The following is a 25,720-nucleotide window of genomic DNA, read 5'->3' on the forward strand; positions in this document are numbered from 1 at the left end:
TGTCGTACTGCTAGCATTTGGGTATGAAAATCATTTTCATTGAGGTGGATCGATGAGTGATGGCACGCTGACCCGACCGGGAGCCCCCGTCCTCGGCCGCCGGGCCCTCCTGCGCGGTTCCCTCGGTCTGGCCGCGGCGGCGGCGCTCCCCCTGACGGCGTGTTCGGGCGACGAGGAGGCTACCGACGGCAGGCTCCGGATGGGAGTGGCCGGAGCCGCGCTGGAGACGCTCAACGTCCCGGTCGCCTCGGCCATCTCCGACTACGTCACGATGTTCGCCCTCTTCGACCCACTCGTGGTCCTGCGCGGCGAGGACGTGGTCATGCGCCTGGCGGAGGAGATCGAGGCCAACGACGACGCCACCGAGTACACCGTCCGGATCCGCGAGGGCGTGGAGTTCCACGACGGCCGCCCCCTCACGGCCGAGGACGTCCGCTACAGCCTGGCCCTGCTCGCCGACCCCGAGGAGAGCCCCAACTACGCCCAGTTCTACGCGGACCTGGACCGGGACGGCCTGGAGGTCCTCGACCCGCTCACTCTCAGGGTCCCCCTCATGCGTCCCCGCGCCGACTTCGTCGAGGCCGGGCTCGCGACCTTCTCCCTGGTCTTCCCCGACGGAACCACCGGCGAGGCGTGGGAGGAAGGCATCGGCTCGGGGCCCTACCGGCTCGCCTCCACCGACTCCGGCGGCCGGGTGCTGGAACGCAACGACGCCTACTGGGACGAGCCCGCGGTGCTCGACGAGGTCGAGATCGTCTCCATCAACGACGCCGAGACCCGGATGAACGCCCTGCGCGGCGGCCAGATCGACTACGCGCACGCCGTCAGCCCGGCCAACGCGGCCGCGGCCGACGACTCCATCGAGATCGTCCGCGGCGGCACCTCCGACTCCGGTTTCCTCGCCCTGCACATGAACACCACCCTGGAGCCCTTCGACGACCCGGACGTGCGGCTCGCCGTCAAGCTCCTGGTCGACCGCCAGGCGATGGTCGACACGGTCCTCCACGGCCAGGGAACCGTCGGCAACGACCTCGTCGGCCAAGGGCTGGCCGACTTCGCCGACGACGTGCCCCAGCGCGAACGCGATGTCGAGCAGGCCCGGGAACTGCTGGAGTCGGCCGGGGTCAGCGAGGTCACCCTGCGAGTCGCCGAGCTCGTCCCCGGCATGACCGCGGCGGCGGAACTGCTGGTGGAGCAGGCCGCCGAGGCGGGGCTGACCGTGCGGCTCGACGAGGTGGCAGCCGACACCTACTTCGCCGACATGGAGACCCTCATGTCGACCCCGTTCCAGTCCCTGTACTGGGCGAACCGTCCGGCGGCCACGCACGTCGCGGGCTTCACCGGCGAACGGGGCGGGTTCAACGTCACCGGGCTCTCCGGCGGAGAGTACGACGAGATGCTCGACGCCATGCAGGCCACCGTGGACGACGACGAGCGCAGGGAGGCCCTGGCGGCGATCCAGCACTACCTGTGGGAGCAGGGCGGCGACGTCGTCTGGGGCTTCGCCGAACAACTCGACGCCACCGTGCCCGGTGTCTCCGGCATCGAGTACACCCAGGCCCTGCCACGGCTCGACCGCCTGTCGATGTCGTGAGCGCGCGCCGCACCGGGATCTCGGTCGCCCGCCGCCTGCCGGGGATCGTCCTCCTGCTGCTGGCGGTGAGCGCGGCGCTCTTCTGGTCGGTCGAGGTCCTGCCCGGGGACCCGGCCAGCCAGGCCCTGGGCGCCCAGGCCGACCCCGAACGCGTGGCCGCGCTGCGCGAGCGGCTCGGCCTTGACCGCCCGGTCGGCGTGCGTTACCTCGACTGGCTCTCCGGCGTCCTCACCGGGGACCTGGGCGAGAGCGCGGTCACCGGCCTGCCGGTGGCCCCGCTCGTCGCCGACCGCGCGGCCCGCAGCCTGGTCCTGGGCGCGAGCGCCCTGCTGGTCGTGGTCCTGGTGGCCGTCCCGGCGGGCGTCGCGGCGGGCGCCCGCCCCGGCGCGCTCCGCGATCGGGCGGCCTCGCTCGGCGCGCTGCTGGTGCTCTCGGTCCCCGAGTTCGTCCTGGCCGCGCTTCTGGTGAGCGTCCTGGCCCACGGACTGGGCTGGTTCCCGCCGGTGTCCCTGGTCGGTGACGGGTTCGGGGCCCTGACCGAGCCCGACAAGCTCGTCCTGCCGACACTGACCCTGGCCGCCGTGGCCGGTGCCTTCGTCCTGCGCCTGACCCGCGCGGCCGTGGCCGAGGCCGCCGGAGCGCCGCACGTGGAGGCCGCGCGCCTGGCCGGGGTGCCCGAACACCGGGTCCTGGCCCGCCACCTGCTGCCCTCGGTGCGCGGGCCCGTCGCCCAGGCCGTGGCCCTGGCGGTTCCGTACACGGTCGGCGGCGCGCTCGTCGTGGAGGCGGCCTTCGGCTACCCCGGTCTGGGCGCCCTGACCGCCGAGGCGATCGGGCGCAGGGACGCCGCGGTGGTCAGCGGGGCGGGCATCGTCCTGGCGGGCGCGGCGGCCCTCGGCTTCCTCGTCGCCGAACTCGCCGGAGCGGCGTCCCCGGACCGGACACCACAGCGAACGGGGGCGCTCCGGTGACCCCGGCCTCACGGACACGTTCCCGGACCCTGTCCCGGACGACCGACGCGGTCGGCTGGGTGCTCCTGTGCCTGCCCGGAGGGCTCGCCCTGGCGGCGGCCTTTCTCGGCCCCCTGGCGGTCGGCCCCGGGCAGACCAGTTCCCAGGGCCGGCCCTTCCAACCGCCAGGCGACGGGCTGCCCCTGGGCACCGACCACCTGGGCCGCGACGTGTGGGCGGTCCTGCTCGACGCCGGACCCGCGCTCATCCTGCTGCCGTTGGCCGCCACCGCCCTGAGCACCCTGCTCGGCACCGTCCTGGGCCTGCTCACCGGCTGGTACGGGGGACACCTCAGCTCCCTCGTCCTGCGTTCGGGCGAACTCCTGCTCGTGGTCCCGCCACTGCTGGTCACCCTGCTGGCCGCAAACGCCGCGTCGGGACCCACCGTCCTGGTCGTGGTCATCGCCCTGGTCGGCACCCCCGCCACCTTGCGCTTCACCCGAGCCGCGACGCTCACCGCCGTCTCGCGCGGCCACGTCGAGCACTCGGTGGCCCTGGGCGAGCGCACACCGGTCGTCTTCGTGCGCGACGTGCTGCCCACCATCGCGGCGCCGGTCCTGGCCGACGCCGGGCTGCGACTGGTGAGCGCGGTCTACGTGGTGGCCTCGATCGGCTTCCTCGGGTTCGGCGGCCCGACCCTCGGAGACAGCTGGGCGCGCATGACCGCCGACAACCTGTCGGGAGTCCCGCTCAACCCGTGGGCGCTCGCGGCACCGGCCGCGTGCGTGGTCGCCCTCGCCGTCTCCGTGAACCTCATCGCCGACCGGTGCGCCGACCGGTTCAGGAGGGGAATGTGACAGCCGAGACACTGGTCGTGGAGAACCTCTCGGTCACCGACCCGGCCGGGGCGCCCGTGTTGTCCGGAGTCGGACTGCGACTCTCGGCGGGTGAGCGCCTCGCGGTCGTGGGGGAGTCGGGGGCGGGCAAGTCGACGCTTGCCCTGGCCGCCCTGGGCGTGGTCCGGCCGGGGCTGCGCAGGGCCCACGGAAGCGTGCTCGTGGCGGGCGAGGACGTCTTCGCGCTCTCCGAGCGGGCCCGGCGGCGGCTGCGCCGCACCACCACCGCCTGGCTCAGCCAGGACCCGGCGTCCGCGCTCACCCCCACGATGGCGGTGCGCGAGCTGATCGCCGAGCAGCTCGGCCGCGCCTCACGCGCTGAGGTCGCCGAACGGCTCCGTGCCCTGGACCTGCCCGACGACGCCGCCTTCCAGGACCGCCTGCCGCACCAGCTCTCCGGCGGCCAGCAGCGTCGGGTGGCGCTGGCCCGTGCCCTGGCCGCGCGCCCCCGCCTGGTGGTCCTCGACGAACCCACCGCGGGCCTGGACCCGGCGGCCGCCCGCACCCTCGTCACCGAGGTAGGGCGACTCCAGCGCGAACTCGGCTTCGCGCTGCTGGCCATCACCCACGACCTGGGGCTCATGGCACGCGAGTGCGACGAGGTGCTCGTGTTGGACGGCGGGCGCGTGGCCGACCGCGGACCGGACGCCCTCGCCCGGATCAGCGCGGACGCCGGGGCCGAACCCACCCCGCGCGCGTTCGTGACGGACCGCCGCGAGCCCGGGTCCGACCACCACGCACCCGCGCCCGGCATCGACGGTCCCGGGTCCGGCCGCATGGACACGCGTCCCCTGCTGAGGGTCGAGTCCCTCGCCGTGGGCCACGGTGCCGGGGACCTGCTACGCGGTGTGGACTTCGAGGTCTCGGCGGGAGAGGCCGTCGCCCTCGTCGGCCCCAGCGGCTCCGGCAAGAGCACCCTCGCCCGATGCCTGGCCGGGCTGCACCCGCCCTCCTCGGGCACCGTGACCCTGGACGGGCGCGTGCTGGCTCCCCGGGCCCGGCGCCGCACCGCCGACCAGCGCGCCCACCTCCAGCTGGTGGGCCAGGACCCCCTGGGAGCACTGCACCCGCGCCGGTCGGTGCGCTCCTCGATCAGCGGCCCCGCACGCCTGCTGCGCGGCTTGTCCCGGGCCGCGGCGGCCGAGGAGGCCACCGCCCTGCTCGACCTCGTCGGACTTCCGGTCGGTCTGGGCGATCGACGGCCGCGTGAACTCTCCGGCGGCCAGCGCCAGCGCGTCGTCCTGGCCCGCGCCCTGGCCGTCCGCCCGCGCCTGCTCGTGTGCGACGAGGTCACCTCCGCGCTGGACCGTGCCACCGCGCGCGAGGTGACCGGGCTCATCGACGAGCTGCGCACGCACCGGGGCCTGGCGGTCCTGCACGTCACCCACGACCCCGACGTCGTCCGGAGCGGCTGTGAGCGGGTCCTCGCCCTCTCCGACGGCACTGTCGCCGACCGGGACCGGGAACCCGCGGCGCCCACCGCCGTCGGCGCACCGGCACCACCACCCTGACCGCGAACGACACAAGGAGGCGACCCATGAGCGTCGATGCCACCACCGAGGAGCCGAGCGCGCAGGAGCGGCCACCGCCCGACGGGACCGCGCGGGAGGAGGAGCCGTCCGACTCCGTGGCCCAACGGGTCGCTGCCCTGCTGCCCTTCGCCCGCGAGGACCGTGCGAGCTACGTGCTCTCCGCCGTGCTCGCGACCGCGGGCACCCTGGCCCTGCTCGGGCAGTTCTACGTCATCTACCTCGCCATCGACGGCGTCGTCGCTGACGAGGCCACCGGCCCCGGCATGTACGCACTGGCCGGTGCCGTTCTGGCCCTGCTCGTCGCGCACCACGTCCTCATGGCGGTGTCCACCCTCATCTCCCACCGGGCGGCCTTCCGAACCCTGTACCGCCTCCGCCTGCGGATCGGCCGGCGCCTGGGCCGCGTGCCGCTCGGGCGGGTGACGGGGCGGCGCTCCGGGGAGATCCAGCGGACACTGTCGGAGGACGTCGAACGCCTGGAGTCCTTCCTCGCCCACGCCATCCCCGAACTCGTCGCGGCCCTGGTCGTGGTCGCCGTGACCACGGTGTGGATGTTCGCCGTCGACTGGCGCATGGCCCTCGCGGCCGCGGCCTGTCTGGCCCTGGCCGTGGCGCTGTCCGGCCGTGCGGTGCACGGCAGCCAGGCGCTCATGGGCGGCTACATGGCGGCCATGTCGCGCATGAACGGGTCGATCGTCGAGCTGGTCCGGGCCATGCCGGTCGTGCGGACCTTCAACCGCACCGGCGACACCTTCGCCGAGGCCCGGGACGCCATCCGGGGGGCGGCCGACTACCAGGCGCGCTGGGGACTGCGGTTCCTCCCGCTCTTCACGGGGTTCTTCACCCTGGCCGCGGCGCCCGCCGTGACCATCGTCCCGGTGGGGCTGCTGCTGTGGACCAACGGATCGATCTCCACGACCGACCTCCTCTTCTTCTTCGTCATCGGGCTCGGTTACGGAGGCCCCGTGACCAAGCTCCTGAACTTCACCGCCCAGCTGACCCAGCTCAGCTACGGCGCCCGCCTGGTCACGGACCTGGAGGAGGCCGAGGTGCTCCCCGAGCGCGAGCGGGCACCCGGGCCCGGTGACGGCACGGTGGAGTTCGACGGCGTCGGCTTCCGCTACGAGGGAGCCGGAACCGAGGCACTCACCGACGTGAGCTTCCGTGCCAGCCCCGGCACGGTCACCGCGCTGGTCGGCCCCTCCGGCGCGGGCAAGAGCACCGTCGCCAAGCTGTTGTGCCGTTTCTTCGACACTGACACGGGTACCGTCCGCGTCGGCGGCGACGACGTGCGCGACCTGCCCTTCTCCGCCCTGATGAGCCGGGTCTCCTTCGTCTTCCAGGACACCTTCCTGTTCGATGACACCGTCGCGGCCAACCTGCGCGTCGCCGACCCCGACGCCGACGACGCCAGGCTGGAGGACGTGTGCCGCCGCGCCCGGGCGCACGAGTTCGTCGCCGACCTCCCAGAGGGCTACGAGACCCGTGTGGGTGAGCAGGGATCCCGGCTCTCCGGTGGGCAGCGCCAGCGCCTGGCCATCGCCCGCGCCCTGCTCAAGGACACCGACGTCATCGTCCTGGACGAGGCCACCGCCTTCATCGACCCCGAGAACGAGGTCGCCGTCCAGGAGGCCGTCGAGGCCCTGGTGCACGACCGCACGGTGATCGTGGTCGCGCACCGGCTCTCCACCATCACCGGCGCTGACCAGATCCTGGTCGTGGACGGGGGCCGGATCGTCGAGCGGGGCCGCCACGACGACCTGGTCGCGGCCGACGCCCTGTACGCGCGGATGTGGCGGGCCTTCGAGGCCACCGAGTCCATCGCCCTGGGCGAGGCCGTCCACGGCGCGCCGACCGAACCGATCCAACCGACCGCCCCCAACGGACAGGAGGACGTATGAGCATCGCGGCCCCGCCCCGGAAGGCCCCGTCGACCCAGGCGGGGGAGAGCTTCTACACCGGCACCCTGGGCACGCTCTGGAAACTGTTCGGGTCCTACCGGTCCTCCTTCGCGGCCGCCCTGGGACTGCGCGTACTGGCCTCGCTCGCGGCGGCCGTGCCCGTGGTCGCCCTGGTGTGGGTCATCGAACTCGTCCGCACGGAGGCTCTCACCGGGCCCGCGGCGGGGCTCGCGGCAGGCGCGGTCGTCGCCGGAGTCGGTGCCCAGTACCTCTTCGGGTACCTCAGCAACCGCCTGGCGTGGACCGGTACCTTCCACGCCGTGGGGGCCGCACGGGAACGAACCCTCGAACACGTGCAGAGCCTGCCGGTCGGCGAGGTCCGCTCGGCGGGGGTCGGCGAGGTCTCCACCGTGCTGACCTCCGACATGGACGCGGTGACCGACTACGCGCACTCCGCGCTGCCCCAGGCCTTCAGCGCCGTCTCCCTGCCGGCCTTCGTCTTCGCGGGACTGCTCCTGGTCGACGCGCCGATGGCGGCTGCCGTCGCGGTCAGCGTCGTCGTGGCGGTCCCGCTCTACCGGTGGACCTCGCGGCACTTCGGGCGGCACGCGCTCGAACGGGGCGACCTGCTGGCCGCCGCCAACGGCCGCATCGCCGAGTACGTCCAGGGCCTGCCGGTCGTGCGCTCCTTCGACCACACCGGCGAGCGCATGGGCTGGTTCCGGCAGGCGGTGGAGGACGTGCGGGAGGTCAACGACCGGATGGCCACACGCCTGGTGCCCGTCACGCTGGTCGCGATGGGGGTGGTCCAGCTCGGCACACCGCTGACCATCGCCGCGCTGTCCTACTGGTACTTCGGGGGACGGCTCGACGCGGGCACCGTCCTGGTCTTCCTGGTCCTGGTCCTGCGCGTGTACACGCCCCTGCTGGAGGTGGCGGGCAGTGTCGAGCGGTCGCGGCTGGCCGACGCGGCGCTGCGCCGGATCGGCCGGGTCCGTGACATGGCCGTGCAGGAGACGCCGGAGCGGGCGCACACGGCCGTGGGGGAGCCGACGGTGGCCTTCGAGGGCGTCTCGTTCTCCTACTCACCTGGCGAACCGGTCCTGCGGGAGGTCTCCCTCGAGGTCCCGGCGCGCACCATGACGGCGGTCGTGGGGCCCTCCGGGGCGGGCAAGAGCACCCTGTTGTCGCTGGTCGCCCGTTTCTGGGACGTCGACTCCGGAACGGTGCGGGTCGGCGGGGCCGATGTGCGCGACCTGACGCGCGAACAGCTCTTCGGCGCCTTCACGATCGTCTTTCAGGACCCCTACCTGTTCCAGGGGACCGTACGCGACAACATCGCGTTCGGCCGTCCCGACGCCGACGAAGCGGCGGTGGAGGAGGCGGCGCGCCGGGCGCGCGCCCACGACTTCATCACCGCTCTTCCCCAGGGCTACGACACCCCGGTGGGGGAGGGCGGGGCCACTCTGTCCGGGGGTGAGCGCCAGCGCGTGTCGATCGCCCGGGCCATCGTCAAGGACGCGCCCATCGTCCTGCTCGACGAGGCCACCGCTGCGCTGGACCCGATCAACGAGCGCGACGTGCAGGGCGCGTTCGCCGAGCTCGTACGCGACCGCACCGTGCTGGTCGTGGCGCATCGCCTCAACACGATCCGCTCGGCCGACCAGATCCTCGTGCTGGACGGCGGCCGGGTGGTCGAGCGCGGCGGCCACGACGAGCTGCTCGCGGCTCGGGGGCGGTACGCGGACCTGTGGTCGCAGCGGGAGCGGGCAGCCCGGTGGAGGCTGGGCCGTAGGGGCTGACCAGGGACGCGACTGGTCTGCGGCGGTGTCTGGGGTGACTCCCGGCGCCGCCGCTTCGTGTTGTTCGTCCCGAAATTCCCTGGTTCCCCCTTGACCATCCTGTGACTTTGTCCTTAGGGTGCAAAATGATAATCATTTTCAATGCAAGGTGGTGTGATGCCCGATCAGCTCGCCTTCCCCCGCTCCGACAGCCTCAACGGCCCGGGGGGTACTCCGCCCGCCACCGTCGCCGACATGCGGGCCCAGATCTGCGAACTGACCGGACTGCCCAGCGAGGAGGTCGGTGACGACACCGACCTGCTGACCCTCGGCATGGACTCGATCTTCGTCATCCGCATGGCCGCCCTCATGCGGCGCTACGGCGTCCGCGTCGGCTACCGTGACCTCGCCGAGGCCCCCACACCGGCCGCGTGGTGGGCCCTCGCCCGGCAGGGTTCTGAGCAGCCCGGCCCCACCGGCCCCCGGCCCTCGGCGGACGTCGACCCCGACGCCCCCTTCCCTCTGGCCGTCATGCAGCACGCCTTCTGGGTCGGCCGTGACCCGGCCCAGGACCTCGGCGGCGTGGCCGCGCACCTGTACACCGAGCTCGACGCCCCCGGTCCCGACGGCGTAGACCCCCGGCGCCTGGAGGGGGCCGTCCGGCACCTGGTCCGCAGACACGGCATGCTCCGGGTGGTGATCGGCGCCGACGGCACCCAGCGCATCACCGAGGAGGGCCACTGGCCCGGCCTGACCGTCCACGACCTGCGCGGCCTGTCCGACGACGAGACCGACGCGCGCTTGGCGGAGATCCGCTCCGGCCTGTCCCACCGGATCATGGACATCGGCGCCGGGGAGGTCTTCGACGTCCAGCTCACCCTCCTGGGATCCGGCGCCACCCGCCTGCACGTCAACCTCGACATGGTCGCCGCGGACGCCTTCAGCCTGCGCACCCTGCTCGCCGACCTCCTGCACCACTACGAGCTCTCCGAGCAGCCCCTCCCCGAGATCTCCTACGGCTACCCCCACTACCTCGCCGACCGCGCCCAGGTCCGGCACGAGCGCCGGGAAGAGGCCAGGCAGTGGTGGCTCGACCGCCTCGACGACCTGCCCGGCGCACCCGAGCTCCCCGTGCGCTCCGACCGGGGGAGCACGCCCACGGTCACCCGGCGCCACCGACTGCTCACCACCGAGGAGAAGCAGACCCTGCGCGAGCGTGCCCGCGCCCGGGGACTCACCCCCTCCATCGCTCTGGCCACCGCCTTCGCCGAGGTCGTCGGCGCCTGGAGCGCCACCGACCGCTTCATCCTCAACCTGCCGGTCTTCGACCGCGAACCGCTGCACGAGGACGTCGACCGCCTGATCGGCGACTTCTCCAGCTCCGTCATGCTCGACGTCGACCTGTCCGCGCCCGCCTCCTTCGCCGAGCGCGCCCACGGCCTCCAGGACCGGCTACGGGAGGCGTCGAGCCACGCCGAGTACACCGGCGTGGAGGTCCTGCGGGACATGAGCCGCGCCGCGGGGGGAGAACGCGTGCTCGCCCCCGTCGTCTACACCAGCGCGCTCGACCTGGGCGACCTGTTCAGCCCGCAGGTGCGGCGCGTCTTCGGGGAGCCGTCCTGGATCATCTCCCAGGGGCCCCAAGTGTGGCTGGACGCCCAGGTCACCGAGTTCAACGGAGGTGTCCTGGTCAACTGGGACGCACGCGACTCCGTCTTCCCGCCCGGCCTGCTGGACGCCATGTTCGACGCGTTCACCGCGTTGATGGACCGCCTCCTGACCACCGACGACGCCTGGAGCGAGCAGGTGCCGGTCGAACTGACCGCGGACCAGAGCCGCGCCCGCGCCCTGGTGGGGGCCGCCGGTCCCGGCGCCACCGCCGAACCCGCGCCCGTGACCGAGCCCGCTCCGGCTCCTGCCGCCGACGCACAGGCCGTGCCCCTGCACGAGCGGTTCTTCGCCCTGGCCCGGGCCGAACCGGGCCGCACCGCCCTGATGTGGGGCTTCGACGGCTCGATGACCTACGGGGAGCTCTCACTGCGCGCCCGCCGCCTGGCCTGCCTCCTGCGCGAGCGCGGGGTCGGCCCGGGCGACAGCGTCGGCGTTACCCTGCCCAAGGGCCCGGACCAGGCCGTCGCCGTGCTCGGCATCCTCGCCACCGGGGCCGCCTACGTGCCCTCGGGCGTGGAGGTACCGCCCGCCCGCCGTGCCCAGGTCCACCGCGCGGCGGGAGCCGCGCTCGTCGTCACCGACGAGGCGACCGCCGCCGGGGAGGGGCCCGAGGGCCTGTCGGCGGTGACCGTGGCCGACTCCGCGGACCACGAACCGCTGCCGGACCCGCTCCCCGCCGACCCCGAGTCCGTCATGTACGTGATCTTCACGTCCGGCTCCACGGGCGTTCCCAAGGGCGTGGCGGTCCCGCACCGGGCGGTCGCCAACACCGTCGACGGCGTCCAAGCGCTCTTCGACGTGGGCCCCGACGACCGCACGATCGCGCTGTCGGCACTCGACTTCGACCTGTCCGCCTACGACCTGTTCGCCTTCCTCGCCTGCGGCGGCGGCGTCGTGGTCCCCGACCAGGCCCAGCGCAGGGACGCCGCGGCCTGGGCCGGGCTCGTCCGCCACTGGGACGTCACCGTCCTGAGCTGCGTTCCCGCCCTGCTCGACATGCTCATCGTCGCCGGGGCCGAGGACGGCTTGGGCGACACCCTGCGTCTGGTCATGCTCGGCGGCGACTGGGTGACCGTGGACCTGCCGTCGCGCCTGCGCGCACTCGCCCCCGGCTGCCGCTTCGCGGGCCTGGGAGGGATGACCGAGGCCGCCATCCACGCCACCGTGTGCGAGGTGGGCGAGGTCGACCCCGACTGGCGCGCGGTCCCCTACGGGCGGCCCCTGCCCGGTGTCACCTGCCGCGTGGCCGACTCCACCGGACGGCACCGCCCTGACTGGGTGCCCGGCGAACTGTGGGTCGGCGGACGGGGACTGGCCCACGGCTACCGGGGCGACCCGGAGCGCACCGCCGAGAAGTTCGTCGAGTACGACGGCCAGCGCTGGTACCGCACCGGCGACATGGCTCGCTACCTGCCCGACGGGACGATCGAGTTCCTCGGCCGCGCCGACCACCAGGTCAAGATCCGCGGCCACCGCATCGAACTCGGCGAGATCGAGTCGCTGCTCGCCCAGCACCCCCGGGTGGACCGGGCGATCGCCACCGTCGTCGAACACGCCTCGCGCCAGCTGGCCGCGGCCGTGGTCGCGGACGAGGCCACCGAACCGGCCGAACTGCGCGCCTGGCTGGCCGAGCGAGTCCCGGGCTACATGGTGCCCGAGCACCTCGTCGTGCTGGACGCCTTCCCCATCACCTCCAACGGCAAGACCGACCGCAAGGCCCTCAGCCGGGTGCTCCAGGAGCGGGGCGGCGGCGGTGACGCGTTCGAGGAGCCCGTCGGAGCGGTCGAGCACGCCCTGGCCCGCCTGTGGCGCGACCTCCTGGACGCGCCGCGCGTGGGCCGCGACGACGGCTTCTTCGTCCTGGGCGGCGACAGCCTGCTCGCCACCCGCCTGATGCGCCGGCTCGGCGAGGCCGGACTGACGGGAGCCGAGCTCGTCGACCTCTTCCGCCGGCCTGTCCTGAAGGACTTCGCAGCACTCCTGGCCCCCGGCACCGCTGAGACCCGCCCCGAGCTCCACGCCGACACGGAGCGGCGGCATGAGCCCTTCCCCCTCACCGACGTGCAGCGCGCCTTCTGGATCGGCCGCGACGAGCGGCTCCCCCTCGGCGGTGTCGGATCGCACTTCTACCTGGAATTCGACGGGGAGGACGTGGACACCGACCGCCTGGAACGGGCGTGGAACCGCCTCGTGAACCGGCACGAGATGCTGCGCGCGGTCATCGGCCCCGACGGCACCCAGCGCATCCTGCCCGAGGTCCCCGAGTACCGCATCGCCGTCACCGAGGCGGGCGACCGGCCCGAGACGGCCCTGCACCGGGCGCGCCAGTCCCGTTCGCACCACGTCGCCGACACCTCGGCCTGGCCGCTCTTCGACATCCGTGCGGTGCGCTACAAGCTCGGCCGACAGCACCGTACCCGGCTCCTGGTCGGACTGGACAGCATCGTCATGGACGGCCGCAGCATCATGGTCCTGTACTCGGAGTGGGACCGCCTCCACCGCGACCCGGACGCGGAGCTGCCCCCGATCGGCTTGTCCTTCCGCGACTACGTGCTCCAGGCCGAACCCGACCCCGCCCGCCGCGAACGCGCCGAGGCGTACTGGCGCGAACGCGTCGGCGAGTTGCCGCCCGCGCCCGGCCTGCCCCTGGCCAAGGACCCCGCCAGCGTCCACGCACCCGTGTTCACCCGTCTGCCCCACCGTGTCGACACCGACCGCTGGGAGGCGCTCAGGAACCGGGCCCGCGAACACGGGCTCACCCCCAGCGTGGTGCTGCTGGCCTGCTACACGGAGGTGCTGGCGCGCTGGAGCGCTGAGCGCGACCTGACGGTGAACCTCACCCTGTTCGACCGGCGCGACGTGCACCCCGACATCGACCGCGTCGTCGGCGACTTCGCCTCGCTGCTGCTCGTGGGCCACGGCTCCGAGCCGGGGGAGGGCTTCGCCGACACCGCCCGGCGCCTGCAGGAGCGCCAGGCACAGGACCTGTCCCACCGCGAGGCCTCGGGCGTGTGGATCCTGCGCGAACTGGCCCGGCGTTCCGGCGCTGCCTCCGCCGCCATGCCCGTGGTGTTCACCAGCGTCCTGGGCGTCGGCGACGACGAGGTGTCCCTCGACCTGTCGGAGGACTTCCCCGACCAGATCTACGGCCTCACCCAGACGCCCCAGGTCTGGCTGGACAACAAGGTGGCGTCCGCCGGCGGCGGAGCCACCGTCGACTGGGACGCCGTGGACCAGCTCTTCCCCGAGGGGGTGCTCGACGCGATGTTCGACGACTACGTCGCCCTGGTCGAGCGCCTGGCCGACGCCGACACCGACTGGTCGGCGCCCGTGCCCCCGCTGCCGCCCTCCTGGCGCGAGCTGCGCGACGAGGCCCACGAGGCCGCACGCACCGTCCCGGCCTCGCGGCCCGCGGCTCCCGCGGAGCGAACCGGCGACCCCGACGCCCTGACTCCGGTCGAGCACGCCGTCGCCCGGATCTGGGCGGACCTGCTGGGAGTGGAGGGCGTGGGCCGCGACGACGGCTTCTTCGCCCTGGGCGGCGACAGCATCCTCGCGACCCGCCTCATGAGCAGGATGCGGGCCGAGGGACTGGAGGGCGCCGAACTGGCCCGGCTGTTCACCGACCCGACCCTGGGCGGGTTCGCCGCCACCGTCACCCGCGGAGAGGCCGACCACGGCCCCGTCCTGCGCGCCGACCCCGAGCGGCGGCACGAGCCCTTCCCCCTCACCGACGTGCAGGCCGCCTACTGGCTCGGCCGGTCCGAGGACTTCGCGCTCGGCGGGATCGGCGCCCAGCTCTACAACGAGTACGAGTGGGACAGCCTGGACACCGACCGGCTGGAACGAGCGTGGAATCAGCTGATCGCCCGGCATGAGATGCTGCGCGCCGTCGTCTCACCCGACGGCACCCAGCGGATCCTGCCCGAGGTCCCCGAGTACCGCATCTCCGTCACCGACGCCGGGGACGACCTCGACGCCGCCCTGGAGGACGTCCGGGAGCGCATGTGCGGGCACGCCATCGACGCCGCCGCCTGGCCCCTGTTCGACATCCGGGTGGTGCGCGCGTCGGACGGCCGCGCCCGCGTGGCCGTGGCCTTCGACAACCTCGTCACCGACGGGCTGAGCATCCTGGTGCTGTTCTCCGAGTGGCACCGGCTCTACGACGACCCCGATGCCGCACTGCCTCCCATCGGTGTGTCCTTCCGCGACTACGTCCTCAGCGCGGCGCCCACCCCCGAGGCACTGGAGGGGGCCCTGGCCTACTGGCGGGGACGCATGGCGCAACTGCCGCCCGGCCCCCGGCTCCCGCTGCGCACGACACCCGAGAGCGTGGGCCGCCCCCGGTTCACCCGCCGTGAGGCGCGCCTGGACTCCCTCACCTGGAAGGCGGTCCGGGAGAAGGCCCGCGAACACGGGCTCACCCCCAGCGTGGTGCTGCTGGCCTGCTACACGGAGGTGTTGGGACGGTGGAGCGCCGAGCGCGACCTGACGGTGAACCTCACCCTGTTCGACCGGCGCGACGTGCACCCCGACATCGACCGCGTCGTCGGCGACTTCACCTCGCTGCTCCTGGTCGCCGACCGCCCCGAGCAGGGCGAGAGCCGACTCGGCCGCGCCCGCAGGCTCCAGGAACAGGTCTGGCGCGACCTCGATCACCAGGACGTCTCCGCGGTACGGGTCCTGCGTGAACTCGCCAAGGAGAAGGCCGGTCCGGCCGAGCCCGTCCCGGTCGTGTTCACCAGCATGCTCGGTGTGGACGACGACCTGGCGCGCTCCGTGCGCTGGCCCGATCTGACCCGGTCGCAGACCCCGCAGGTGTGGCTCGACCACCAGGTGATCGAGCTGCCCGACGGGCTGCTGCTGAGCTGGGACTCGGTGGACGAGCTGTTCCCGGAAGGGACGGTCGAGGCCATGCTGGAGGCCTACCACCGCCTTCTGACGGAGCTGGCCGACGCCGACTGGGACGCGCCAGCCCCCGAAGGGCTCCCCGAACCCCAGCGGGCCGTCCGCGCGCGGGTCAACGACACAGCCGGACCCGACCCGCGCACCGTGCACTCCGGCCTGCTGCACGGCGGCTTCTTCGACCAGGCCGAACGCGACCCCGACCGTCCCGCCCTGCTGTGGGGTGAGGACGGGGCGATGTCCTACGGGGAGTTGGCGCGCTGGACCCTGCGGATCGCGGCCCTGCTCGCCGACCACGGGGTGCGCCCGGGTGACCCGGTCGCGGTGAGCCTGCCCAAGGGCCCGTCCCAGGTCGCCGCACTGCTCGGCGTCCTCGCCGCGGGAGGGGCCTACGTGCCCGTCGCCGTGGACCAGCCGCCCGTGCGCAGGAAGCGCATCCTGGCCACCGCAGGCGCCGCCGTCCTACTGCACGACGGCACCGCGGGACCGGGCGGCGGGGACGGAGACGGCCTCACCCGCGTCGACGTCGCCGCCGCGGACCAGTACCGGTGCCTGGACGCACCCGTGCCGACGCTGCCGGACGCCCTGGCCTACGTCATCTTCACCTCCGGCTCCACCGGTGAGCCCAAGGGTGTGGAGATCACCCACGAGAGCGCCGTCAACACCCTCGACGACGTCCTCTCCCGCTACGGCGTGACCGGCCGGGACCGTGTGCTCGCGGTGTCGGCCGCCGACTTCGACCTGTCCGTCTTCGACGTGTTCGGCCTGCTCGCGGCGGGCGGCGGCGTCGCCCTGATCGAAGAGGAGGACCGCCGTGACCCGCAGCGATGGCTGGAGCTGGCGCACCGCCACGGCGTGACGGTCTGGAACTCGGTCCCCGCCGTGCTCGACATGCTCCTGACCGCCGCCGAGAGCGACCCCGGCTTGCCGAAGGCACTGCGGCTCGCCCTCGTCTCCGGCGACTGGGTCGGCGTGGACCTACCCGGACGCCTGGCCGAGGCCTCCTCCGGACACTGCCGCCTCATCGCCCTGGGTGGCGCCACGGAGGCCTCCATCTGGTCCAACGCCTTCGACACCGCTGACCTCGCCCCGGAGTGGACCTCCGTCCCCTACGGACACCCGCTGCGCAACCAGCGTTTCCGTGTCACCGACGGCCAGGGCCGTGACCGTCCCGACTGGGTGGCCGGTGAGTTGTGGATCGGCGGTACCGGTGTGGCCCGCGGTTACCGCGGCGACCCGGAGCTGACCGCGGCCAGGTTCGTCGAACGCGACGGCCTGCGCTGGTACCGGACCGGAGACCTGGGCCGGTACTGGCCGGACGGGACCCTGGAGTTCCTCGGACGCCAGGACGGCCAGGTCAAGATCCGCGGCCACCGCGTGGAGCTCGGCGAGATCGAGGCCGCCGCGGCCGCGCACCCGGCCGTGGCCAGGGCGGTGTGCGTCGCGGTCGGCGACCGCGACTCCAAGCGCCTGGTCGCGTTCGTCCAGCCGGACGGACCCGCGGGCGCGACGGTGCTGGCCGAACTGCCCGGCTTCCTCGCCGACAGGCTCCCGGCCCACGCCGTTCCCGACATCGTGCCCGTGGCCGACCTCCCATTGACCGACAACGGCAAGGTCGACCGGGCCCAGCTCGTCGAACGCGCCGGACCAGGGCGGCCGCCACGGGCGGCCGAACCGCCCCGGACCGAGACCGAACACGCGCTCGCCGACGTGTGGGGCCTGGTCCTGGGCCGCGCACCGGCCGGCCGCACCGACAACTTCTTCACCCTCGGCGGGGACTCGCTGGCGGCCACCCGCCTGATCCAGCAGGCCGACCGCGCCTTCGGAACCACGCTCCGGCTGCGCGCGTTCTTCGCCGACCCCACGGTCGCCGCCATGGCCGAGGAGATCGACCACCAACGGAACTCGGCCGACGACGCCGAGGAGGGGGCACTGTGAACGTCAGCGCACTGGTAGGAGAGCTCCAGCAGCTGGGCGTACGCCTGTGGGCCGACGAGGGCGCACTGCGCTTCCGCGCGCCCAGGGGCGTGCTCACCGAGGAGCGGCGGGACCAGCTCACCCAGCACAAGGCGGCCCTCCTGGAGTACCTGGCCCGGGACCCGCTGGAGGGCTCCCTGGTCCCGGACCCCGAGCACCGCCACGACCCCTTCCCCCTCACCCAGGTGCAGTCCTCCTACCTGCTCGGACGCCACCAGGCCTACGCCTACGGCGGCGTGGCCTGCGTCAGCTACCTGGAGATCGCCTTCCCCGGGATCGACCCCGGGCGCCTCGCCGACGCCTGGCGCGTGCTCGTGCGCCGCCACGACATGCTGCGCGCCGTCGTGCACGGCGACGGCCACCAGCGTGTCCTGCCCGAAGTCCCCGACTACGACGTCCCGGTGAGCGACCTGCGCGGTGCCACGCCCGAACGGGTCCGGGAGCACCTGGACGCCCAGCGCGACCAACTCACCGGCCGCCTGGGCGAGACCGACCAGTGGCCGCTGTTCGCCCTGCGCGTCACCCGCACCGACGACGACGCCGTCCTACACCTGGCGGTGGAGCTCCTGGTCATCGACGCCGCCAGCCTGCGCACACTCCTGGCCGAGCTCGACGCCCTCGTACGCGGCGCGGACACCGGGCGCGCCGCCCCCGGCGAGCAGGGCCCCACCTTCCGCGACTACGTGCTCGCCGAGCAGGGCGCGCGCGGCGGCCCGCACCACGAACGCGACCGCGACTACTGGATGGCGCGGTTGGACGAGCTGCCGTCCGCACCGGCCCTGCCCACCGCCGACGGCCTCGCCCCGACCGGGCCCGTGCGCTTCGACCGCCTCCACCGCCACCTGTCCGAAACCGATTTGGCGGGGTTGCGCGAGCGGGCCGCCGCCCACGGCGTGACCCCCTCCGCCGCGGTGCTCGGAGCCTACGCCGAGACCGTCGGCCGGTGGAGCCGCCACCGTCGGTTCACCCTCAACCTCCCGCTGTTCAACCGCTTGCCGCTGCACGAGCGGGTCGACTCCCTGATCGGCGACTTCACCTCCGTGAACCTGCTCGCCGTCGACCTGGACGAGGCGGACACCTTCACCGACCGGGTCCGCCGGATCTCCGACCGCCTCTTCGACGACCTCGACCACCGGTTGTTCACCGGCGTGGACGTGTTGTCCGAGCTGACCCGCCGCCAGGGCTCGCCCGCGCTGATGCCGGTGGTGTTCACCAGCACACTCGGGATGGACGCGGGCGCGGAGGCCGAACGCCCCCTGGGCCGGATCCTGCGCGGCCTCACCCAGACACCGCAGGTCTGGCTCGACTGCCAGGTGACCGAACACGAGGGCGGACTCCTGCTCGGCTGGGACGTACGCCGGGGCGTGTTCGAGCAGGGCCTGGCCGAGGCCGCCTTCGGGGCCTTCGCCGACCTCGTGGCGCGGCTGGCCACCGGGGACGGGGCGTGGCGGGCACGCCACCCCGTCGCTCTCCCCGCCGACCAGCGCGACCGCCGCCGACGTGCCAACGACACCCGCGCCGAACGGGTCGAGCGGCTGCTGCACACGCCGGTCCTGGCCCGTGCGGAGACCGACCCCGGCGCGCCCGCCGTGGTCGGCGGCGCCGGCGTGCTCACCTTCGCGGAACTGGCCGCGCGCGCCACCACCACCGCCGGGCTGCTGCGCGAGGCCGGATGCGTTCCGGGCGAGCGGGTCGCCGTCGTGATGGACAAGAGCCCCGACCAGGTCGTCGCCGTGCTCGCGATCCTGCTCGCCGGGGGCGTCTACCTGCCTTGCGACTCGGCCTGGCCCACCGCCCGGCGCGACCGGGTCCTGGGCGACGCCGGGGTACGCCTGGCCCTGACACGGGAGGCGGACGAGGCCGACCGCGACCTGCCCGCCGGTGTGCGCTCCGTACGCGCCGACACCGCGCCGGGGCGGGCACCCGCCGCCCCGGACACCCTCACCGAGGTGCCGGCCCCGGGCACGGATCCGGGCGACCCCGCCTACGTCATCTACACCTCCGGCTCCACCGGCTCGCCCAAGGGCGTAGTGGTCAGCCACCGGGCCGCCGCCAACACCGTCGACGACGTCAACCGCCGCTTCGGAGCCGGCCCCGGCGACCGCGTGTGCGGCATCGCCGAACTCGGCTTCGACCTGTCGGTGTGGGACGTCTTCGGCGTCCTCGGCGCGGGCGGCACCCTCGTCCTGCCCGACCCCGACCGCCGGGGTGACCCCTCCCACTGGGCGCACCTGGTCCGGGAACACCGGATCACCCTGTGGAACACCGTTCCGGCCCAGCTCCAGATGCTCCAGGACTACCTGGACACCGCCCCGGACGCCGACGCGTCCTCGCTGCGGCTGGCCCTGCTCTCCGGCGACTGGATCCCCGTCGACCTGCCCGACCGCGTCCGCGCCCACCTGCCCGGACTGCGGATCGTCAGCCTCGGAGGGGCGACCGAGGCCGCCATCTGGTCCATCTGGCACCCGATCGGTCAGGTCGACCCGGCCTGGCGCAGCATCCCCTACGGCACCCCGCTGGAGAACCAGACCTTCCACGTCCTCGACGACACCCTCCAGGACCGCCCCGAGCTCGTACCCGGCGAACTCCACATCGGCGGAACCGGCCTGGCCGAGGGCTACCTCGGCGACGAGCGGCGCACCGCCGAGCGCTTCATCACCCACCCCGACACCGGGCAGCGCCTGTACCGCACCGGAGACCTGGGCCGCTACCGCTCCGACGGCAGCATCGAGTTCCTCGGCCGAGAGGACACCCAGGTCAAGATCCGCGGCCACCGCGTGGAGCTCGGTGAGATCGAGGCCGCACTGCGCGCACACCCCGCAGTCGCCGACGCCGCGGTGCTGGCCGACGGCGATCGCGGAGCCGCCCGCCTGGCGGGCTTCGCCGAGGCCCTGGTGAGCGCGCCGGGCGTCTGCGGTCTGCCCGACACCGCCCCCGTCCTGTCCGCCGCGCGAGCCGCGGCCGACCGGGTGGAGGCCGAGATCGACAGTGACGGCTTCACCGCGCTGATGCGCGCGGTCGACGAGGTCGCCGTCACCGCGATGGCCGCACGGCTGCGCGCTGACGGGCTCTTCACCGACCCGCAGACCGGACACGACATCCCCGCCATCGCCGAGGCCACCGGCGTCGCGGCCTCCCAGAGCGGGCTGCTGCGCAGGTGGATGGGGGCGCTCGTGCACGCGGGCGCCGTTTCCCTCGACGAGGCCACCGGCCGTTACCGCGGGCTCGTGGACGCCGACGCGCCGGCCGTCGAACGCGCCTGGGATCGGGTCTTCGACCTGAACGAGCAGGTGGGTTACGGCAAGGAGACCCTGGACTACATCCGCACGTGCGCCGACCGGCTGGACGAGCTCGTCCGGGGCACCCTGGACGTACGTGAGCTGCTGTTCCCCGACGGCCGCGTCGGTGCGGCGGGCGCGGTCTACCGCGACAACCTCGTCGGGCACAGTGTGCACCGGATCGTCATCGACAGCGTCCGGGCCATCGCCTGCCAGCAGGGGAACCGGCGGCTGCGCGTCCTGGAGGTCGGGGCGGGTATCGGCGGCACGAGCACCGAGTTGATCCCCGCGCTCGCCGAGTTCGAACCCGACTACCGGTTCACCGACCTGTCGGAGTTCTTCCTCGGCGAGGCGCGCACCGCCTTCGCCGCCTACCCCTGGGTCCGCTACGGCCGTTTCGACATCAACGCCGACGCGCGCTCCCAGGGCACCCCTCCCAACAGCGCCGACGTCATCCTGTGCGCCAACGTGCTGCACAACTCACGGAACGCGGGGGAGGTGCTCGCCCGCCTGCGCGAGGTCCTGGCCCCCGGCGGGTGGCTGGTTTTCCTGGAACCCACCAAGCAGCACAACTACCCGTTGCTGGTGTCCATGGAGTTCGAGTTCTTCAGCGAGCTCACCCGCTTCACCGACCTGCGTCAGGACACCGACCAGGCGTTCCTCACCCGGGACCAGTGGATGGGGCTGCTCACGGAGGCGGGCGCCGCCGAGGCGGTGTGCCTGCCGCCTGCCGACCACGCCCTGTCCTCCTCCGGCCAGGGGGTCTTCGTGGCGCGCTTCAACACCGACCGCCACCTCACCACCACCGAGGACCTCGCGGCCCACCTGTCAGAACAGGTTCCCGCACACATGGTGCCCGCCCACCTGGAACTGGTCGACGCCCTGCCGCGCTCGGCCAACGGCAAGACCGACCGTGCCGCGCTGGCCAGCTGGCTACCCGACCGCGACGGCGCGGGCGAGCCCGAGGAGGTTGAGGAACCCGCCGACGACCTGGAACAGCGCATCGCGGACCTGTGGTCCGAAATGCTGGGGGCCGAGCGGGTCGGGCGCGACCAGGACTTCTACTCCCTGGGCGGGGACTCCCTCCTGCTCTCCCGCATGGTGGGCCGACTCAGGGAACGCGAACCGGAGGCCGCGGCACTGGAGTGGCAGGAGCTGCTGCGCCAGATGCTGCGCGACGCCACCGTCCGGGGCCTTGCCGACCACCTGCGTGCGACCCGGGACACCGCACCGGGCGCCCCACGGGAAGCACCGTCACCCCTGATCCGCCTCACTCCGCGCACCGCGCGCACCGATGGCGCGGCGGCACCCCTGGTGCTCGTGCACGGCGGCACCGGCACCCTCCAGCCCTACAGCCCGCTCCTGCCGCACCTGCGGTCGCTGTACCCGGGCGACCTGATCGGCCTGGAGATCGAGGACATGGACCGCTACCTGGACCTGCCCCCCGAAACGGTCGTCGACCGGCTCGCCGCCGACTACACCCGGGAGCTGCTGCGCACCGGAGACCGGTTCCGCGTCGCCGGTTACTGCGTCGGCGGGCTCCTGGCCGCCGAGGTCGCGCGTGGCCTCACCGAGGCGGGCGCCACCGTCGAGGACCTGACCGTCATCAGCTCCTACCAGCCGCCCGCCGTCCACGACGAGTCGATGGTCGAGTACGTCTTCGCGCTGTCCGTGGGCGCGGACCTGGCCGCGGCCGGACTGCCTGCCGACGCCGACCGGTGCGCCGCCGCTATTCGCTCCGTACTGGAGCGCACACCCGACCGGATACCGGCCGGGGCTCTGGCCGCCCTGGACGGCCCCCACGAGGCCGTGGGCGCCGCCTTCCGCGCCCACGAGAGCCGTGATTCAAACGAGCGCCTGTCGGCTCTGCACCGCGCCGCCACCGGGGGAGGGGCCTACAACTCCGGCCGCCACTCCCTGGAGGAGTTCACCCGCTACTTCGGCGTGTTCCGCCAGAGCATGCACGCGGTGTCGCGGCACCGCCCCGCCCCCTACGCCGGGCGGGTGACGCTGCTGCGCAACAGCGAGTCCTCCACCCTGCTCCCCGGGACCCGCGCCGATGTCGCCGCGTTCTGGCAGGGCGTCTGCGTGGGCGGACCGACCGTCCACGACATCCCCGGCGACCACTTCGGATGCGTGTCGGCCGAGCACGCGCCCGACCTGGGCGCCCGCCTTGCCGGTGCGTCCGTGCCCGGAGGCGGCCAGTGACCGGCCCGGGCACCGTCGCGGTGCTGGGCGCCACCGGAATCGTGGGCCGGGCCGCACTGGACCTGCTCCGCCGGCTGGGGGTCACCGACCTGCGCGCCGGGGCGCGCGACCCCGAACGGCTCCGGCTGGTCGCCGCGGAGACCGGGGCCCGAGCGGTCCCGGCCGACGCCGACGACCCGGCCTCGCTCGCCGCTTTCTGCGAGGGCGCCCGCCTGGTGCTCAACTGCGCGGGCCCCTCCTACCTCCTGCTGGACCGGGTGGCGCGGGCCGCGCTCGGCGCGGGCGCCGACTACGTCGACGTGTCCGGCGACGGACCCGCCCACCGCCTGCTCGGCGGGAGCGACCTCCTCGAAGGGGGACGCGTCGCCGTCCTGTCCGCCGGGATGCTCCCCGGCCTGGCCAACCTCGTCCCCGCCCACCTGGGCGGCGACGACCTGTCCGGGGCCCGGCTGCGCGTGTACGCCGGGGGTATCGAACGGTTCAGCCCCGCCGCGGCCGGCGACCTGGTGCTCTCGGTGGACGGCGCCGACGGCACCGGAGGCGACCACTGGTACGGCGAGGCCCTGGCCGCCTGGCGCGGCGGGCGCCGCGTCCCGCGCGCCCTGTCGGCGGAGCAGGACACCGAGGTCCCCTACTTCCCAGGGCGGGTCACGGTGATGCCTTACCTCACCGCGGACTGCGAACGGCTGGCACGGTCGGCAGGCCTGGCCTCCCTGGAGTGGTTCAACGTCTTCACCGGCCCCCAGTTGCGGCCCGCGCTGGGACGCCTGCGCGGACACGTCTCCAGGGACCCCGCCGCCCTGGCCGCGGCGGTCGAACAGGTCCGGGCCGCCGGGGAGCTCGACCTCGGGCACAACAACCCCTACTACCTCATGGCCTTCACCCTCACCACGCCAGAGGTCACCCGCACGGCGGTGCTGCGCACTCCGAGCAGCTTCCGCCTGACCGCCGCCACGGCCGTCCTGGCGGCGCGGTCCGTGCTCGACGGAGCGGTGCCGCCCGGCCTCCACTTCGCCGACGAGGTCCTCGACCCGGGACCGACCCTGCACGGCGCCCGGCGGCTGGGCACCCTGCCCCTGCTGGACGTCCACGACCACGACGGCGGCGACCACGCCCTCCCGATCGAGGAAGGAAGCCTTTGACCACCCAACCCGACCGCCCCAGGACCGTCGTGTGCGGCACATCCTTCGGCCGTGTCTACCTCCAGGCGGTGCACGAGGCACCCGACCTCGAACTGTCCGGAATCCTGTCCCGCGGCAGCACGGCCTCCCACGACCTGGCCGACTCCTACGGGGTCCCCTCCTACACCGACGTGGACGAACTGCCCGACGACACCGACATCGCCTGCGTGGTCGTCCGCGCCTCGGTGGCGGGCGGTGCGGGCTCCGAACTCTCCCGGCGCCTCCTCGGCCGGGGCGTTCACGTCCTTCAGGAACACCTGCTCCACCCCGAGGAGCTGGTCGCGTGCCTGCGTGCCTCCCACGAGTCCAAGGCACGCTTTCGGGTCAACGCCTTCTACCCGCACCTGGCGGCCGTCCGCCGCTTCCTTGACGCCGCCCGCCTGCTCCGCGAGAGGCAGCGGCCCCTGTTCGTCGACGCCGCCGCCGGAGGCCAGGTCCTCTACCCCCTGATCGACGTCATGGGCCGCACCCTCGGCGGGTTCCGGCCCTGGCGGTTCGCCGATCCCGACCCCGTCCCGGCGGATCTGGAGGCGCTGTCCGACACCGCTGCCCCCTACACCCACCTGCACGGGGTCGTCGGCGGCACACCGGTGTCCCTGCGGGTGCAGAACCAGATCGCCCCCTCCGACCCCGACAACCACGCCCTGCTCCTGCACCGGCTCTCCGTCGCTTTCGAGGGCGGCGTGCTCACCCTGGCCGACACCCACGGGCCCGTGCTGTGGAGCCCGCGCATGCACAGCGAACGCGACGGCACCGGCCGGCTCATCATGGCCGGCCCCGGCACCGAGCGCCTCGCCGTGCCCAGCACCGAACCGCTGGGTCCCGCCTCCGGGCCCGCCTACCACGACGTGTTCGACCAGGAATGGCCCGGCGCGGTGCGGACCGCACTGGGCGAGCTGCGCGCCGACGCCGACGACTCCGTCCGCGCCGCGGCGGCCGACCAGTGGGCGCTGACCGTGACCGACGTCTGGCACGACGTCTCCGGCCGGATCGGCCCGCCCGTGCTCCTGGACCCGCCGACCCCCGAACCGGTGCCCCTGCCCGACCTGCTCGCGGAGCGGGCCGCGCAGACGGCACCGGAAGGGAGCCGGGTATGAGCCCCCGCACCGACCGGTGGCTGCGCTGCCACCGGCCCCGCCCCTCGGCCGCGCTCACCCTGGTGTGCTTCCCCCACGCGGGCGGCTCGGCGAGCGCCTACCGGGCCTGGCCCGACCTCCTCGGCCCCGGGGTCGAGGTGCACGCGGTGCAGTACCCCGGCCGCGAGGACCGCCTCACCGAACCCCTCGTGGACCGGATGGACACCACCGTCGACCGCGTCACCACCGAGATCGCGCCGCTGACCGCGCGCCCCTACGCCCTCTTCGGCCACAGCATGGGCGGCGCGGTCGCCTACGAGACCGCCCTGCGCCTGCGCGACCTGGGCTTCGCGCAGCCCGAGCACCTGTTCGTCTCGGGCCGCCAGCCGCCCGAGCACCACCGCCAAGGGGACCTGCACACCCGCGGCGAGCAGGCGATGGCCGAGGAGATCGTCCGGCTCAACCCCGACAGCGCCGCGCTGCTGGAGGACCGCGAGCTCGCCGCGATCGTCCTGCCGGCCATGGGCAACGACTACAAGCTGATCGAGACCTACGCGCCGCGCCGGGCCGCACCGCTCGACTGCCCGATCACCGCCCTGGTCGGCGACAAGGACACCGAACTGACCACGGCCCAGGCCCGCGACTGGGCCCACCGCACCCGGGGAGAGGGGTGCACCGTCGAGCTTCCCGGCGACCACTTCTACCTCGTCGAGCACCGCGTCGCCGTCACCGGCATCGTGGCCGACGCCCTGGGGCGGCCGATCCGATGA

Annotated in this window: 11 protein-coding genes; all 11 read left to right on the plus strand. The window is 73.8% G+C overall.

From position 1 onward, the window contains the following. Nucleotides 1-52 precede the first annotated feature (52 nt). The 11 genes from NE857_RS12280 to NE857_RS12330 all read left to right on the plus strand — a co-directional run bounded on the left by NE857_RS12280 (nt 53) and on the right by NE857_RS12330 (nt 25,720). Entirely contained in the window at nt 53-1,594 is a 1,542-nt protein-coding gene (locus NE857_RS12280; RefSeq protein ID WP_254421093.1) for an ABC transporter substrate-binding protein, read from the plus strand. Beyond that, nucleotides 1,591-2,565, plus strand: a complete 975-nt coding sequence (locus NE857_RS12285) for an ABC transporter permease (RefSeq protein ID WP_254421094.1) — start codon at nt 1,591-1,593, stop codon at nt 2,563-2,565. The genes NE857_RS12280 and NE857_RS12285 overlap by 4 nt, the downstream gene beginning before the upstream one ends. Next, nucleotides 2,562-3,401 carry an ABC transporter permease gene (locus NE857_RS12290; protein ID WP_254421095.1) on the plus strand — a complete coding sequence of 280 codons (840 nt, stop codon included), beginning with the start codon at nt 2,562-2,564 and terminating at the stop codon, nt 3,399-3,401. The genes NE857_RS12285 and NE857_RS12290 overlap by 4 nt, the downstream gene beginning before the upstream one ends. Then, nucleotides 3,398-4,951, plus strand: coding sequence for an ABC transporter ATP-binding protein (locus NE857_RS12295; RefSeq protein ID WP_254421096.1), 1,554 nt, complete (start codon nt 3,398-3,400; stop codon nt 4,949-4,951). The genes NE857_RS12290 and NE857_RS12295 overlap by 4 nt, the downstream gene beginning before the upstream one ends. 26 nt (nt 4,952-4,977) lie before the next feature. Continuing rightward, nucleotides 4,978-6,873: an ABC transporter ATP-binding protein gene (locus NE857_RS12300; RefSeq protein ID WP_254421097.1), complete on the plus strand. Its 1,896-nt coding sequence runs from the start codon at nt 4,978-4,980 to the stop codon at nt 6,871-6,873. Next, nucleotides 6,870-8,675, plus strand: a complete 1,806-nt coding sequence (locus NE857_RS12305; RefSeq protein WP_254421098.1) for an ABC transporter ATP-binding protein — start codon at nt 6,870-6,872, stop codon at nt 8,673-8,675. Before NE857_RS12300 ends, NE857_RS12305 begins: the two co-directional genes overlap by 4 nt. A 156-nt stretch (nt 8,676-8,831) precedes the next feature. Next, complete coding sequence (locus NE857_RS12310; protein ID WP_254421099.1) at nt 8,832-17,168, plus strand: non-ribosomal peptide synthetase; 8,337 nt, start codon at nt 8,832-8,834, stop codon at nt 17,166-17,168. Beyond that, on the plus strand, nt 17,165-22,693 hold the full coding sequence (locus NE857_RS12315) for a non-ribosomal peptide synthetase (RefSeq protein ID WP_254421100.1): 5,529 nt from the start codon (nt 17,165-17,167) through the stop codon (nt 22,691-22,693). Before NE857_RS12310 ends, NE857_RS12315 begins: the two co-directional genes overlap by 4 nt. Further along, nucleotides 22,690-23,835 (plus strand): saccharopine dehydrogenase NADP-binding domain-containing protein, encoded by a 1,146-nt coding sequence (locus tag NE857_RS12320; protein ID WP_254421101.1) that lies wholly within the window; start codon nt 22,690-22,692, stop codon nt 23,833-23,835. The genes NE857_RS12315 and NE857_RS12320 overlap by 4 nt, the downstream gene beginning before the upstream one ends. Beyond that, nucleotides 23,832-24,971: a Gfo/Idh/MocA family oxidoreductase gene (locus tag NE857_RS12325; protein ID WP_254421102.1), complete on the plus strand. Its 1,140-nt coding sequence runs from the start codon at nt 23,832-23,834 to the stop codon at nt 24,969-24,971. Before NE857_RS12320 ends, NE857_RS12325 begins: the two co-directional genes overlap by 4 nt. Continuing rightward, nucleotides 24,968-25,720 carry a thioesterase II family protein gene (locus NE857_RS12330; protein ID WP_254421103.1) on the plus strand — a complete coding sequence of 251 codons (753 nt, stop codon included), beginning with the start codon at nt 24,968-24,970 and terminating at the stop codon, nt 25,718-25,720. The genes NE857_RS12325 and NE857_RS12330 overlap by 4 nt, the downstream gene beginning before the upstream one ends.

The organism is Nocardiopsis exhalans (genome assembly GCF_024134545.1).
GTDB classification, from domain to species: Bacteria; Actinomycetota; Actinomycetes; order Streptosporangiales; family Streptosporangiaceae; genus Nocardiopsis; species Nocardiopsis exhalans.